Annotated in this window: 15 protein-coding genes; 5 read left to right on the forward strand and 10 right to left on the reverse strand. The window is 38.8% G+C overall.

The annotated features are described in order from the left end of the window. The first annotated feature begins 46 nt into the window (after positions 1 to 46). The 3 genes from recQ (at position 47) to IR083_RS08250 (ending at position 4,378) form a co-directional block, all read left to right on the forward strand. Positions 47 to 2,242 (forward strand): DNA helicase RecQ, encoded by a 2,196-nt coding sequence (recQ, locus tag IR083_RS08240; protein WP_194223925.1) that lies wholly within the window; start codon positions 47 to 49, stop codon positions 2,240 to 2,242. Positions 2,243 to 2,246: 4 nt separating this feature from the next. After that, on the forward strand, positions 2,247 to 2,714 hold the full coding sequence (coaD, locus tag IR083_RS08245; protein ID WP_006798753.1) for a pantetheine-phosphate adenylyltransferase: 468 nt from the start codon (positions 2,247 to 2,249) through the stop codon (positions 2,712 to 2,714). A gap of 65 nt (positions 2,715 to 2,779) precedes the next feature. Further along, positions 2,780 to 4,378, forward strand: coding sequence for a S41 family peptidase (locus tag IR083_RS08250; RefSeq protein WP_006798754.1), 1,599 nt, complete (start codon positions 2,780 to 2,782; stop codon positions 4,376 to 4,378). Positions 4,379 to 4,446: 68 nt separating this feature from the next. On the opposite strand, the gene IR083_RS08255 is transcribed toward IR083_RS08250, so the two are convergent. The 7 genes from IR083_RS08255 to lon form a co-directional block, all read right to left on the reverse strand. After that, a complete protein-coding gene (locus tag IR083_RS08255) occupies positions 4,447 to 5,469 on the reverse strand; it encodes a galactofuranosyltransferase (RefSeq protein ID WP_194223926.1) in 1,023 nt (340 codons plus the stop codon). Between the two features lie 160 nt (positions 5,470 to 5,629). Further along, complete coding sequence (locus IR083_RS08260; protein ID WP_194223927.1) at positions 5,630 to 5,890, reverse strand: DUF4834 family protein; 261 nt, start codon at positions 5,888 to 5,890, stop codon at positions 5,630 to 5,632. Positions 5,891 to 6,110: 220 nt separating this feature from the next. After that, entirely contained in the window at positions 6,111 to 6,686 is a 576-nt protein-coding gene (locus IR083_RS08265) for a manganese efflux pump MntP family protein (protein WP_006798757.1), read from the reverse strand. Then, positions 6,683 to 7,201 carry a nitroreductase family protein gene (locus IR083_RS08270; protein ID WP_194223928.1) on the reverse strand — a complete coding sequence of 173 codons (519 nt, stop codon included), beginning with the start codon at positions 7,199 to 7,201 and terminating at the stop codon, positions 6,683 to 6,685. Before IR083_RS08270 ends, IR083_RS08265 begins: the two co-directional genes overlap by 4 nt. Positions 7,202 to 7,255: 54 nt before the next feature. Then, on the reverse strand, positions 7,256 to 8,206 hold the full coding sequence (locus IR083_RS08275) for a glycosyltransferase family 2 protein (protein WP_006798759.1): 951 nt from the start codon (positions 8,204 to 8,206) through the stop codon (positions 7,256 to 7,258). 22 nt (positions 8,207 to 8,228) lie between these two features. After that, positions 8,229 to 8,777 carry a DUF4199 domain-containing protein gene (locus IR083_RS08280; protein ID WP_194223929.1) on the reverse strand — a complete coding sequence of 183 codons (549 nt, stop codon included), beginning with the start codon at positions 8,775 to 8,777 and terminating at the stop codon, positions 8,229 to 8,231. A 72-nt stretch (positions 8,778 to 8,849) separates the two neighbouring features. Next, complete coding sequence (gene lon / locus IR083_RS08285) at positions 8,850 to 11,330, reverse strand: endopeptidase La (protein WP_006798761.1); 2,481 nt, start codon at positions 11,328 to 11,330, stop codon at positions 8,850 to 8,852. Positions 11,331 to 11,490: 160 nt separating this feature from the next. On the opposite strand from lon, the gene IR083_RS08290 reads away from it, so the two are divergent. Next, a complete protein-coding gene (locus tag IR083_RS08290) occupies positions 11,491 to 12,201 on the forward strand; it encodes a tRNA1(Val) (adenine(37)-N6)-methyltransferase (protein WP_194223930.1) in 711 nt (236 codons plus the stop codon). 28 nt (positions 12,202 to 12,229) lie between these two features. On the opposite strand, the gene IR083_RS08295 is transcribed toward IR083_RS08290, so the two are convergent. Genes IR083_RS08295 through panC form a run of 3 tightly spaced genes read right to left on the reverse strand, consistent with a single transcriptional unit; the run spans position 12,230 to position 14,833 of the window. Beyond that, positions 12,230 to 13,555 carry an MATE family efflux transporter gene (locus tag IR083_RS08295; protein ID WP_044215489.1) on the reverse strand — a complete coding sequence of 442 codons (1,326 nt, stop codon included), beginning with the start codon at positions 13,553 to 13,555 and terminating at the stop codon, positions 12,230 to 12,232. Positions 13,556 to 13,610: 55 nt separating this feature from the next. After that, positions 13,611 to 13,964, reverse strand: a complete 354-nt coding sequence (gene panD, locus IR083_RS08300; RefSeq protein ID WP_006798764.1) for an aspartate 1-decarboxylase — start codon at positions 13,962 to 13,964, stop codon at positions 13,611 to 13,613. Positions 13,965 to 13,975: 11 nt separating this feature from the next. Further along, the gene (panC, locus tag IR083_RS08305; protein WP_194223931.1) at positions 13,976 to 14,833 is read right to left on the reverse strand and encodes a pantoate--beta-alanine ligase; all 858 of its coding nucleotides are present in this window, start codon (positions 14,831 to 14,833) and stop codon (positions 13,976 to 13,978) included. Positions 14,834 to 15,059: 226 nt separating this feature from the next. Here panC and IR083_RS08310 point away from each other — a divergent pair, with 226 nt between their 5' ends. Further along, positions 15,060 to 15,866: a glycogen/starch synthase gene (locus IR083_RS08310; RefSeq protein ID WP_194223932.1), complete on the forward strand. Its 807-nt coding sequence runs from the start codon at positions 15,060 to 15,062 to the stop codon at positions 15,864 to 15,866. The last annotated feature ends 49 nt before the right edge of the window (positions 15,867 to 15,915 follow it).

The following is a 15,915-nucleotide window of genomic DNA, read 5'->3' on the forward strand; positions in this document are numbered from 1 at the left end:
TAGGACTTTATCTTCGTATAACATAATAGCCTATTTTTTTACAAATATGCCTGACCGAAACGATAAACTGACCGTTGCTTTAAAAAAGCATTTTGGCTTTGATAAATTCAAAGGAAACCAAGAGGCAATCATCCAGAATCTTCTGGAAGAGAAGGATACTTTTGTCCTGATGCCTACAGGGGGAGGAAAGTCGCTTTGTTACCAGTTGCCGGCTTTATTGATGGGTGGTACAGCTGTTATCATATCTCCGCTTATAGCGCTGATGAAGAATCAGGTAGATGCAATGCGCAATTTCAGCGAAGAAGACGGAGTTGCTCATTTTATCAATTCATCACTAAACAAAGCTGCTATAGAACAGGTAAAAGGCGATATCCTTTCAGGTAAAACAAAGTTACTCTATGTAGCACCAGAATCCTTGACTAAAGAAGAAAACATAGATTTTCTCCGACAAATAAAGATTTCGTTTTACGCTATAGATGAAGCGCACTGTATATCGGAATGGGGACACGATTTCCGTCCGGAATACAGACGGATACGTCCTATAGTTACCGAGATAGGTAAGCATCCGATTATAGCACTTACAGCTACAGCAACGCCAAAGGTACAACTCGACATCCAGAAGAATCTGGGAATGGTCGATGCCGATGTTTTTAAAGCTTCATTCAACAGGGAAAATCTTTTCTATGAAGTGCGTTCTAAAACGAACAATGTAGACAAGGATATCATAAAATATATCAAGTCGCAGGGGCATAAATCAGGCATTATATATTGCCTGAGCCGCAAAAAAGTAGAAGAATTTGCAGAAATACTGCAAACAAACAATATCAATGCATTACCATATCACGCAGGATTAGATGCAAATACGCGCTCAGCAAATCAGGATGCGTTTCTGATGGAACAAGTGGATGTAATTGTAGCTACCATTGCATTTGGGATGGGGATAGATAAGCCGGATGTAAGGTATGTAATACATTACGACATGCCAAAGAGCCTTGAAGGATATTATCAGGAAACAGGCCGGGCCGGACGCGACGGAGGAGAAGGAAAATGTATTGCATTCTACTCCTTCAAAGACTTACAGAAACTAGAGAAGTTCATGCAGGGAAAACCTGTTGCCGAACAAGAAATAGGAAAACAACTGCTCCTTGAAACAGTGGCATACGCAGAGACTGCATTATGCAGAAAAAAGGTGCTCCTTCACTATTTCGGTGAAGAATACAAAGTGAGAAATTGTGGAAATTGTGACAATTGTGTAAATCCAAAAAAACAGGTGGAAGCTAAAGATTTATTATTAACAGCTCTGGAAGCTGTAGTTGCGTTAAAAGAAAAATTCAAGACGGATTATGTTATCAATATCCTCAGAGGTAAAGAAACATCCGAAATTGAAACATACGAGCATCAGGATCTGGAAGTGTTCGGCTCCGGAGATGATGCTGATGAAGATACATGGAATGCAGTGATTCGTCAGGCCATTATCGCAGGATATTTTGATAAAGATATTGAGAATTACGGGTTGTTGAAAATTACGAAAAAGGGTAAAGACTTCCTGAAGAAACCTGTATCTTTCAAAATTACAACTGCAGATGAAGAAGATCTGGAAGACGATGACAACATAGATGATGTAGTCGTAAAAGGTGGTGGTGGAGGTTCTGCCGTAGATCCGGTATTATTCTCTATTATGAAGGACCTTCGCAAAAAAATGGCTAAGAACAATAACGTTCCGCCATATGTGATCTTTCAGGATCCATCATTGGAAGCCATGGCAACCATCTATCCTATCACAATGGAGGAATTACAGAATATTCCGGGTGTAGGGGCAGGTAAGGCTAAAAGATACGGAGCCGAATTCCTGCAGATTATAAAGAAACATGTCGAAGAAAACGAGATTGAACGTCCTGAAGATTTACGTGTAAGAACCGTTGCCAACAAGTCGAAGCTAAAGGTTGCCATCGTACAGGCCATCGACAGAAAAGTAGCCTTAGACGATCTGGCCGAATCGAAAGGAATCGATTTTACCGAATTGCTCAATGAAGTTGAAGCAATTGTATATTCAGGCACCAAAATTAATATTGATTATTTCTTGCGTGAGGTAATAGACGAAGATCATCTGGACGATATTTTTCAATATTTTCAGGAAGCAGAATCGGATGATCTGGAAGAAGCGATCAACGAGTTAGGTGAATATTCAGAAGATGAAATCCGTTTGGTCCGTATCAAATTTATATCTGATATGGCAAACTAAAATAATGAAGAAAAAAGCAATCTTTCCGGGAACATTTGATCCCTTTACGATAGGGCATCATTCATTGGTAAAACGGTCTCTCGAATTAGTCGATGAGATCGTTATTGCCATTGGGAAGAATGATGCAAAAAAGAGCTATTTCTCTCTTGAACACCGTATAGAGATGATACAATCACTCTATAGAAACGAGCCTCGCATCTCCGTAGAAACTTATGATAGCCTGACCGTAGATTTTGCAAAGACAGTGAAAGCCCATTTTATAGTAAGAGGTATACGTTCGGTTAACGATTTCGAATACGAAAAAACAATTGCCGATATGAACCGGAAGATATCAGGAATAGAAACTTTTATCCTTTTCACTGAACCAGAACTCACACATATTAGTTCTACCATAGTACGCGAGTTATTAAGATTCGGACATGATGTCAGCGAATTTATACCCGAAGGCATGAATCTGAAAACCCGCCAATAGATCTGAATTACACAGAACAATATTCGTATTTTACGAAAACATAAATATAATCAAGATAAATATATATGAAAAGAGTTATTATCGCGGCTCTGTGCTTTCTTACTATTGTGGCTTCTGCCTCTGCCCAATTCAAAATGAGTGAAGGTTCTAAAAAGGTAGCGACAACAATGGCAATTATCGAAAATCTGTATGTAGATGATGTAAATGACCAAAAGCTTGCCGAAGATGCTATTAAGTCTCTTCTGGAGAAGCTGGACCCCCACTCTACCTACATCAGTACAGATGAAGTAAAAGATATGAATGAACCACTCGAGGGTAACTTCGACGGAATCGGAATTTCGTTCAATATGTTAACCGATACGCTTTACGTCATCGAAGCATTACCCGGAGGCCCTTCTGAAAAAGCCGGATTGATGGCCGGGGATAAAATTCTCTATGTAAATGATACGCTTATAGCAGGAGTAAAAAGATCAACCAAATATGTCATGTCGCGTCTCAAAGGTCCTAAAGGAACAAAGGTGGATGTAAAGGTCCTGCGACGTGGCGTACCGGAACTGCTCGATTTTAAAATAACCCGTGCAAAGATACCTGTGTATAGCATTGATGCTTCCTACATGGTAGATAACAATACGGGATATATCCGCATTATCCGATTCGGAGCCACAACTACAAAAGAATTTCAAGACGCCTTAGCTAAATTGAAGAAGGAAGGTATGAAAAACCTCATTCTCGACCTGGAAGGTAACGGTGGAGGATATATGGCTCCCGCGATTGATCTGTCAGATGAATTTCTGAGTAAAGGTAAACTTATTGTTTACACGGAAGGATTGCGTCAACCGAGAAGGGATGAAGTTTCAACTGAAAAAGGAAGTTTCGAAGATGGAAAAGTAGTGATTATGATTAATGAAGGTTCGGCATCGGCCAGTGAAATTTTGTCAGGCGCTGTTCAGGATTGGGACAGAGGAGTGATTGTTGGCCGCCGCAGCTTTGGCAAAGGACTTGTACAGCGGCAAATTCCCCTACCGGATGAATCCATGATAAGGCTTACCGTCGCCCGTTACTATACTCCGACAGGACGTTCTATCCAAAAGCCCTATACAAGCGGGGACCTTACATCATATAATATGGACGTGATAGAAAGATACAATAAAGGAGAAATGATGCATGCCGACAGTATTCACTTTCCCGACTCACTAAAGTACACTACTCTGATGAATCACAGAACTGTATACGGTGGTGGAGGTATTATGCCGGACTACTTCGTGCCGTTAGATACAACGAATTACACACCATATTTCAGAAGCATTGCCAACAGGGGACTTATCTATAAAGTTGCATATAGTGAAGTAGATAATCACCGTAAAGATATACTGGATGAATATCCTACGAAAGAAGCTTTTCTGAAGAAATACATTGTTCCGCAAAGCCTACTGGAAAAGATTGTAGTTGCCGGAGAAGAAGAAAAAATTACATATAACGAGGATGAGTTTAACAAGGCTTCGGATTTAATCAGAATGCAACTGAAGATGCTTCTGGCCCGGGATATCTTTGATACGGAAACATCTCTCAGAATATATAACGGATACAGCGAGACATTCAAAAAAGCGTATGAGATTATACATGATGATAACCTGTATAACAACTTGCTGAAAGGAAAGAATTGATATTCTATTTATAGTACAAAACGGGTTGTATAATGTATTATGCAACCCGTTTTATTTATCTATGGTATTTAAATATTGAACTTATCTATTGCTTGCTTCAGATAAAAACCGGACTGAAGTTTCTTACTCATTTCAATAACATTCCGTTTCATCTCATTATAATATCCGGGAGTCATGGACGAAAGAATTCCATTTATCTCGGTTAGGGAATCAATCGTTATCCCTATTCTATTTTCTTCTATGAAAGGTGCTAACGCCGCATGTTTCCATATAATTACTGGCAAATGGCTTTTGATATAGAATGATACCTTATGCGGAGTATTGTATTTGAGATAAGCGCCGAAACTTCCGGAACATTCATCCATCGAATCGCCATCCCAAACAAGGCCGAAATCATCATTATTGGTAAGAATAAAAGTATCACTATCTATATATCCTCTGCAATGGAAATCATTGGTATCGGGAATATCGAATCTATCACCATAGATGTTTAATACAAAGTTTCTTGGAGAAGGGATAAATTCATACAAAAATGCATTTTTTCTCCGGTTTAAAGCTCCGGCATAACAAATTCTATATGAATAATTATCTTCTGATCTGAATTCAGGTTTACGTTCTTCTTTGGATAGAAAATGCCATATACCCAGTGAGTTTATTTCAGCTTTTACATTGTTATCTATCAGCCAATCTTTCATCTTCTGATTTGTAGCAATGATAAAATCCGAGTTGTTCAAACGCCCTATCTCTTGTCCCACGGAAATTTTTTTTCGCCGGAATGAACCTAAATCGTGCATCAGAGAAATGACTTTGGTATGTTTAAGATGAGCTATTTTACATAACAAGACATAATATTTCTTTGTAGGGTATTGTATAAAGATGATCCCATTAACAGGCATTACTATGATGCCTTTAATAGTACCGCTCAGATTACGTATAAAATCTGTTACCTTACTTTGGCTGAAGCTTTGCTTTAATCCAATATTCCGATAACCAAAATCATCTAAAAGTGCCTCAGTGTCTGTGCGGGCATCATTTCCGGCAGACACTCCTTTATAATTTCGTGAAATATAAACTGATTTCCTTTTATTCATCCGCTAATTACTCTATATATCTTATCTCAGAGAATATGTATATTTCCTAAGATAAAGGTAAGATATATTTTTATAACCCGGAAAGAATGTATAAAAAGTCTGAACCAATAATATCCAGTACAGAGAGCCGGAGTACTTAATGAAACAAAAAAGACTTTATTTAATCTTTTATTTCCTCATATTTTACATATTCCCCTTCATCTTTAGAGAATATCTTTTTATTTGAGCCAGAGGATGCGTGCTCCGACCGTCCCGAAGAAGAGGCGTTATTATTAGAAGTATATCTATTATTGGATGTATATCCGCTATGTGATGTGGAAGGTTTTCCGAAAATAAAAGACGACACTCCTCTAACCACTGATAGCAAAACCATTACTCCAAATATAATTATGGCAAATATTAGAAAAAGTAGAAATGTCATTTTATATAAATTATTAGTTCAGGCCGCAGACCTAATTATTACTTTGATAAGTAAAAGAAATAAGAGTGAGTTATGATCCGATAATATATATCATCAAATACTTTCTTTCATTTACTACCTTGGCAAATATAATACACTGATATTAGATAAAACTAAGAAACAACATGTAAGTTCGATTGTTTCAATTTATTTAACAAGAGTTTATTATCTTAAACAATAATCACAAAAGAGCGGTATGGGTTTCGGTCAGAACTGTATGTTGGAACAATATACTACAACCAATAAGAATAAGAATGATCCCTCCGGCTATATTAATGCGTAGATTACACCTCTGACCGGCCTTACAGCCAAATATAATTCCGAACGAAGATATCATAAAAGTTACCACACCGATAATTAATGCAGGAAGCAGTATCTGTACATTAATCAAGGACAAAGATAACCCCACTGCCGTGGCATCTATACTAGTGGCTACTGCCAGACCAAACATCACTTTAAAATTAAGGGGATTGAATGGAGAACTCTCTTCATCTTTCAAGCTGGCAACGATTACTCTTACTCCCAGAAAGCATAAAATACCAAAAGCCACCCAATGATCGAACTGTTCGATATAACGAGCAAATGTAGAACCTACAAACCACCCGAAAACAGTAAGGCTCATCTGTATAAAAGCCAGCATACCGGCTATTTTAAGTACATTTATTGTTTTGTGGTTTCCTATCACAGCCCCACTGGTAAGAGCGATAACTAAACTATCCATCGAAAGGCCCACCGCCAATGCTACAATCTGAATCATATCCATTCAGTTATTTCAGACAAGGACTTACGCTTCTTTTCCGGAGATATACTTTTATCCGTGTCAATATAGCCAAGCGGGAATATGGCGATAGGTTCGAGATTCGGGGATAAGTTCAGTACCTCTATCAATACATCCGGGTTAAAATTACATATCCAGCATGTACCTAAGCCGATCTCCGCTGCTGCAAGACAAACATGTTCTGCTGCAATAGCAGCATCTACATCTCCGAAATCTTTATTATCCGATGTTGTTCTTTTCCACGACATGGAAGAGTCTTTACACACTACAATATGTACCGGAGCAGATTTAAACCATTCTCTGTTGTATGACTCCTGTATGCAGGATATCACAGATTGATTACGGATGATGAAAAACTTCCATGGCTGATTATTACAGGCAGAAGGTGCCAGCCTTGCACATTCGAGAATGTAATTGATCTTATCTTCCTCTACAGCGCGGGAAAGATAAGTCCTGACCGAATAGCGACTTTCGATGAGTTCTTTTAGTTTCATTAGTGATCTTATAGTTGCAAAAAATGCCGGTATTCTTACATCGGCATTTCAGATTTATAGTTCTTCTGTTATCTTATAATCGTTCCTGACAGTCGAATTTCGGGAGACAATCTCACCCAAAAATCCGGCGAGAAATAATTGCGTACCCAATAACATCATAGTCAAAGCAATATAAAAATACGGGGAATTTGTTACCAGCGGATGCGGAATACCATTACTGATAGCGTATAATTTATTCGCACCAACAATAACTACGGCTATAAAGCCCAGCAGGAACATAACCGTCCCCCACAATCCGAAAAAGTGCATTGGCTTACGTCCGAATACGGAAAGAAACCAAAGTGTAAGCAGATCCAAATAACCGTTTACAAAGCGGCTAAGACCTGCAAATTTACTCTTGCCATATTTACGGGCCTGATGATGTACGGCCTTCTCCCCTATTTTATTAAATCCGGCTATCTTAGCCAGATAAGGAATATAACGATGCATATCGTTGTATACCTCTATACTTTTTATGACTTCTTTCCTGTACGATTTCAATCCGCAATTAAAGTCATGCAATTTTACTCCCGATACCTTACGGGCTGTTGCATTAAATAACTTGGTAGGTAAAGTTTTGGACAACGGGTCGTAACGCTTCTTTTTCCATCCCGATACCAAATCATAGCCATCTTCTTTTATCATTTTATATAATGCAGGAATTTCATCCGGACTATCCTGCATATCTGCATCCATCGTGATCACAACATCTCCCTCTGCTTTCTGAAAGGCACAATGAAGCGCAGGAGATTTTCCGTAATTTCGTCTAAACCGTATTGCTTTTATTTCAGGGGAAGTTTTCTTGATAGTGCTTATAACATCCCACGACCGATCGGTACTACCATCATCTACAAAGATTACTTCATATGAATACCCGTTCTCATCCATTACCCGCTTTATCCACGTGTATAGTTCCGGAAGAGATTCTTCTTCATTCAGCAACGGTATTACAACAGATATGTCCATCGGGATACTACTAATTAAAAGCCTAAGGCCGATTGTTATTCATATTACTTGTACTATTTACAAGAAAGCTCATAAGAAAACCAAGAACTACCCCTAATATCATATTACCGATAAACTCGGAGATAATATATAACGGTTTTCCTGTAACGATATAAAGGTATATTTCTTTCTGATCGGGCTGGAGATTGGGCATTTTATCTACCATAGCGATAAAAGGTGCTGTCATCTTCATAAAGAATCCCGGGTCGATAAATTTATAATGAGCGTACATGATCCCAGCCTCGAAAAAAGAGGCAAAGAAACAAATCAGCACGACAAAAAAGACACACGACCATATACCTTTTGGTTTATCCGGCTCCGAACCTTTAAATTTAAAGGTAAAAATATAAATAAGCAGAAATGTACCGACATTCAATAGATAGAATATATAAATAAACACATGATCGGAGAATCCGGCACCTATCTTAAACATATATTTAAACATCCAGAACAGCCCCAGAATAGCCCCATAATGCATGGCATACCTAAGTAACGATATTCCTCTCTCCTTTATATCCGTACTATCGATCATTGTGCTACAAATGTAAGAAATTTGTTTAAAACAAATAAGTGTAAATCCTCCGATTTACACTCATTTCATTTATTAGTTTGCTGTCTTTTCTTCTTTTACCGTTAAATCCAGCGGCTCTTTTACTTTCTCTTTTAGCAGAGCTATATCCAGAACCTGCTTTATATCATCCACATAGTGGAAAGTCAACCCTTTCAGATAAAGCGGCTTAATTTCATCGATATCTTTCTTATTTTCTTTACAAAGAATTATATCTTTTATTCCGGCACGTTTAGCTGCCAGTATTTTTTCGCGGATACCTCCCACCGGCAATACTTTACCCCGTAAAGTAATTTCCCCTGTCATAGCGAGATTTGCTTTCACTCTGCGTTGGGTAAAAGCCGAAGCCAGAGACGTTACCATAGTAATACCTGCCGACGGGCCGTCTTTTGGAATAGCTCCTTCAGGCACATGGACATGAACATTCCAGTTATCAAAAACCTTTTCGTCGATCCCGAAATACTGAGAATGAGAATGGAGATATTCCAATGCCAATACGGCAGATTCTTTCATCACATCGCCCAGATTTCCGGTAAGAGTGAGTTTTCCTCCTTTACCTTTACTCAGGGATGTTTCAATAAAGAGTATCTCACCTCCAACCGATGTCCAGGCGAGCCCTGTAACCACTCCGGCATAACCATTGCCCTGATACTGATCCCGGGTATATTCTATGGCACCGAGATATTCGTGTAAATCTTCAGGTTCGATAATCTTCTTATATCCTTCTTCCGAAGCTACCTTACGGGCAACCTTACGCATCACTTTGGCTATCTTCTTATCCAATTCGCGGACCCCGGATTCACGTGTATAATTTTCAACAATCTTTTCAATTGTCTTTTTCGGAATATCAATTACATCCTTAGCCAATCCATGATTTTCCATTTGTTTGGGAATCAGGTGGCGGCGGGCTATCTCGACTTTTTCTTCAATGATATAACCGCTTACATCAATCAATTCCATACGGTCGAGTAACGGCTGGGAAATTGTAGACAGATTATTAGCTGTAGCAATAAACATTACTTTCGACAGGTCATAATCTATATTCAGGTAATTATCGTGGAACGCAGAATTCTGTTCGGGATCGAGGACTTCGAGTAATGCAGAGGAGGGATCTCCTTTAAAATCACTTCCGATCTTATCTACTTCATCCAGAACAAACACAGGGTTTGACGAACCGGCTTTCAATATATTCTGAATAATACGCCCTGGCATAGCTCCGATATATGTACGACGGTGGCCGCGTATTTCCGATTCATCGTGTAATCCGCCGAACGAAACACGCACGTAATTACGGTTCAGGGCTTTTGCGATAGATTTACCCAATGATGTTTTACCTACTCCCGGAGGGCCGTAAAGACAAATTATAGGTGATTTCAAATCTCCTTTCAGCTTTAACACAGCCAGGTGCTCGATTATACGCTCTTTCACCTTCTCCAAACCAAAATGATCCTGATCAAGGACTTTCTGAGCATTCTTCAGATTGAAATTATCTTTCGTATATTCGTTCCAAGGCAAGTCGAGTAATGTTTCTATGTATGTGAATTGAGTGGAATAATCAGGAGACTGCGGATGCAGACGTTCCAATTTGCTCATTTCTTTCTCAAATGTCTGAGCAGCTTCTTTGTTCCATTTCTTCTTCTGTCCACGTTGTCTGAATTCATCCAGATCGGCCTGCTGAGGATTTCCTCCCAACTCGTCCTGAATAGTCTTGATTTGCTGTTGCAGGAAATACTCTTTTTGCTGCTGGTTCAACTCCTCACGTGTTTTCATCTGAATATTGAGTTTCATCTCCATCATCTGAGTCTCACGATTGAGGATAACAAGCAGACGATAAGCACGTTCCTTATCATCGTCAATATCCAGCAGACTTTGTTTTTCCGTACCGGACACAGGCAAGTTGGCACAACAATAGTTGACCAAAAGCGGAGATACCACATCAGATTTCAGCCGTTGTATAAATTCTTTCGGCGGTTCACCGTACATACGCAGCATCTGTATTGTCATATCCCTTATAGAGTCTAACAATGCTTTGTATTCTGTATCGTTTTTAAGAACAGGTAGAGTTTCACGTATTTCGTAATGCCCTTTGAGAAAAGGTTCTGTTTGTGTCAATTCTGTCAGTCGGAAACGTTTCTTTCCTTGAAAAATGACAGTCACATTTTCATCATCCGGCAACTCTATCACACGTATAATCTCACCGATCACACCCATAGAATACAAGTCGGCAATTTCCGGATCATCATTTTCTGCGTCCTTTTGGCAGACTAAGCCGACATATTTTCCTTTCAGCCGGTTTACACTCTTTATCAGCTTCAACGATTTTTTCCGGGCAACTGCAATTGGCATACTCGTTCCCGGAAAAATCACCGTATTACGAAGAGGCAAAATTGGCAATTCTTCTTTCAGATCTTTCTCGTTTATATAGCAATCCCCATCATCGAAGTCATTGGCTATAATTGAAATAACCGGTTCATTACTTTCGTTTAGATGAAGAAAATCTCTCTTTTTATTAGACATATTATCCTTTTATTTAAACTTGGATTTACCCCTTCCTCTGTAAGGGGCTGTAAAAATACAGAATTATAATTAACTTTGTTTTTAATATATAACAAAATTTGTGCCATAATGGATTTCAATATTTGCCTTTATAGTATTTCAAGATTAAAGCAGACAAAACATGCCCAATCCCTATTTCAAGTTTAAGAGATTCACTGTATACCATGACTTATGTGCCATGAAGGTAGGCACTGATGGAGTATTGCTTGGCGCATGGATAAATGTTACTGAGGCCGAGAAAGCTCTCGACATAGGTACAGGCACGGGCCTGATAACCTTAATGCTTGCTCAGAGGAAGGACAAACTTCACATAGATGCCATTGATATCGATCACAATGCAATGGAGCAGGCAAAAGAAAATATAAAACACTCACCTTTCTCTGATCAAATACAGGCTTTCGAATCTTCGCTTCAGCATTTCAGGGAATCCAGGCAACAGTATGACTTAATCGTTTCTAACCCGCCATTCTTTATTCAATCATTAAAATCACCACATAAAGAACGGACATTAGCCCGCCATACCGACAGCTTATCTTTAGAAGAATTATTAGAGATTTCCGCGGTCTTATTAACAAGTAAAGGCAAACTGTCCATTATATATCCGTCCGAACATAAAGAAACTCTATTTTCTTTATCTAAAAAGCTTGAACTGTATCCTTCGCGCATTACTAACGTATACCCTACTCCGGTGTCCTTGCCTAAACGGATACTGATCGAATTTTCAAAAACAGAATTGCCATTAATCGAAAACAACTTGATCATAGAAAAGGAAAGGCATGTATATTCTGATGAATTTACGGAATTAGTACAAGACTTTTATTTGAAGATGTAACCCATAACAAGCAGGCTATACACATCATTTACACCACCTTGTGCTGCCATTTAGCATACTTGAGATACAAGAACGAGAACAACAACAAGCCTCCCCAATATACATATTCTACAGTCCAGCATACCGCTACAGATGCCGATTTATATATCACTATCCAATACATATAAAGGACATATGACACCAGTGTTATTATTTCGAGCTGCAAAGCAGCACGAGTGTTTCCTGTACCCGAAATAGAATTGAATATCACGGTACTCAGGCTGCAAATAGGCAGAGCAAACACTACAACCAACAAAGGTGTAACCGACTCGGGTATCAATGATACATCTTCGTGCGAAGCTATTAATGATATCCAGAATTCAGCGCCAAGGCCGGTTACCAACATTACAACAAGGATAACCCCGAGACTAAGCGAGCAAATTCTTTTGATAAGAGGTATTACGTCTTTTATCTTACCTGCCCCCATCGTATTGCCTACAAGTGTATTGGCTGTAGTTGCAAAAGCATTCATCGGAATAAAGAAAAGCATATAGAAACTACGTACAATATTTGTAATAGCCAATGCACGTGGAGAATGCTGTTCAATTGCCATAAAGAATATGAACCATGTGGACATGGATATTAAATACTGAACCATCGTAAAAGATGAAATGTTCAGGATACTCTTTACAATAGAGAACCTGAATCGCATTTTCATAAAACCGTATTTCTTGAGGTCTACAGTCTTCAATGTGTATATTACAAAGAACAGTACCGATGCTATTTCCGATATTACGGCTGCAATACCTGCACCTTCTATTCCAAGTTCGGGGAAACCGAATTTACCGAATATGAGAACATAGTCCCCTATAAAATTGACCACCGCCATTACTACGGCATTCATTGTCAACACAGGTGTACGTGCGATACCGACATAAAAAGCCCTGAACATGACATTTATAGAAGCAAAGAAAAAGCCATAGATACGCCACGAGAGGTAAGAATGCACTGCCTCATAAACTTTTTCCGATTCCATGAAACGGGGAAGAACATATTCGCTCAACAGGGAGGAACCCATAAATAGCATCAAAGCAATAAGCTCCAGAAAAATCATACCCTGAATAACAATACTTCCAATCTTGTTATAATTCTTCTCACCATTACGGCGGCTTATCATTATCTGGCCTCCAATACTGAATCCGAAACAAAGCGTAAAAAAGGCGATATAATAAATCCCGGCCAATCCGGAGGCACTTTGCTCAACCTCACCTACCCTTCCCAGAAAGATAGTAGCAGTAATCTGAACAATATTCTGAGCAAGCAAGCCTAACATAATAGGCAAACTTACTTTCCATATATCTTTGTATGAATACATAATCCGGGCCGATAGCTATTAGCACATAGCTATTAGCATCTTTAAAATGTCAGTTTTATTTAATTAGTTTGTTTGTTTTTGTATCGGGAAATGCAACCCATGGCTTGAAAGCCTTAGCTTCCTCAAAGTCCATATATGCATATGACATGATGATAACAATATCTCCGGGCTGAACCTTTCGGGCAGCTGCGCCATTGAGGCAGATAGCCCCCGAGCCTCGTTTTCCTTTTATAATATAAGTTTCGAGACGCTCTCCATTATTATTATTTACAATCTGAACCTTCTCACCTTCAATCAGGTTTACAGCATCCATCAGATCTTCATCTATCGTGATACTTCCTATATAATTCAAGTTGGCTTCGGTTACAGTAACACGATGTAACTTCGATTTTACAACCTCTATAATCATTTTGTGTTCTCTTAATTTTGGCTATCCGCCTTGTATATAATATTATCTATCAATCGCACTTCGCCACAAAATATGGCGATGCAACCCACTATATAATCGCCATCCTTCCAATCTGACACCGACTGTAAAGTATAACCATCCACAATTTCGTAATATTCAACTTTCAGTCCGGCAAAAGAGTCCAATGTTGTCACCACTTTCTTTATCACCTCCCCTACAGAACTACCCTTTATCCACTCCCTACTTTCTGCAAGAACCCTGGATATATTCACCGCCAGATCTTTCTGAGCAGCAGTCAATCGTTCGTTACGGCTGCTTAGCGCAAGCCCGCTGGCTTCCCTCACAATAGGCATTGGGACAATATTGACATTCAGCTTTAACTGTTTCACCATCTCACGTATGATAGCCAATTGCTGAAAATCTTTTTCTCCGAAATATGCCCTGTCCGGCTTCACTATATAGAACAGGCGGCTTACCACCTGGGCAACTCCGTTAAAATGGCCCGGACGATGTTCGCCCTCCATCACTTTATCAAGTTGTCCGAAATCAAATTGACGTGTATCCGGCTCCGGATAAACCTCATCTACAGAGGGAGCAAAAATTACACCAACTCCTATCGATTTCAGATATCCACAGTCCCGTTCCAAATTTCTCGGATATTTTTCAAGATCTTCCTTATTGTTAAACTGGGTAGGGTTTACAAAGATGCTCACAATGCACACATCGTTGTCGGCAATACATTGTTTCACCAAAGAGAGATGTCCCTCGTGCAAAGCCCCCATAGTGGGAACCAGACCAATCGTTTTACCTTCCGAACGCAAGGCTGTAACTTTGTCACACACGCCCTGAGTTGTTTTAATCAAATCCATTTATTCACATCAATAAAAAACGGATACAAAGCAAGTAAATATTTATGGATTGGCGAAACAATCCAGGATTTTTGTTCTGTAATTTAACGTATAAAACACGTCGAAATACGACTCATCCCCCGTAAAAAGAGAGAATTCAACATTTTGTGAAGCAAAGTTTGCAAAAAAGAAGATTTTTTTTTATTATCTTTGTACTCTCAATCGAATTCAGAAGAGAGTAAATTAAATGGGTACAAAAAAAGTTTTATACATCACACAGGAGATAACGCCTTATCTGCCTGATTCACCAATTGCAACAAATTGTAGATACTTACCTCAAGCTATACAAGAAAAAGGACAGGAAATCAGGACATTTATGCCCAAATTCGGAAGCATAAATGAGAGACGCAATCAACTTCACGAAGTGATACGGCTTTCGGGCATGAATCTAATCATCGATGATACCGATCACCCCCTAATCATCAAAGTGGCGTCTATACAAGCCGCCCGGATGCAAATCTATTTCATAGACAATGATGACTACTTTAAACGTAAGCATACAATAGCTGACGATAAGGATGTAGAATTCAGTGATAATGATGAGCGGAGCATTTTCTATGTAAGGGGGGTTTTGGAAACAATTAAAAAATTACGTTGGATACCGGATGTGATAGATTGTCATGGATGGATGACCGCTCTGACCGGGCTATACATAAAAACAGCTTATGCAGACGACCCTTGCTTCAAAAACTCGAAAATAGTATATTCTTTATACAATGATGACTTTAAGCAACCATTCAGTAATAAATTTATTGACAAGCTGAAATTTGACGGAATAAAAGATAAAGACGTGGAAGCCCTAAAAGGTGTTGTAGATTACGAAACACTTTCTAACTTTGCCGTAAAATATGCAGATGGCATTATCCAAAGTGAAGAAAATGTGAATAATAACGTTCTTGACAACATAAATAAATCAGGAAAAAAATTTCTTTCTTATCCGGGTAATTTAGACGTTTCTGTAGATGCCATCAATAATTTTTACGAGAATCTTTAAAGTATCTAAAATAAATATAGAAAAATGCTGTTTTATTTCTTGAGAATAG

The organism is Dysgonomonas sp. GY75, assembly GCF_015234155.1.
Taxonomy (GTDB): Bacteria; Bacteroidota; Bacteroidia; order Bacteroidales; family Dysgonomonadaceae; genus Dysgonomonas; species Dysgonomonas gadei.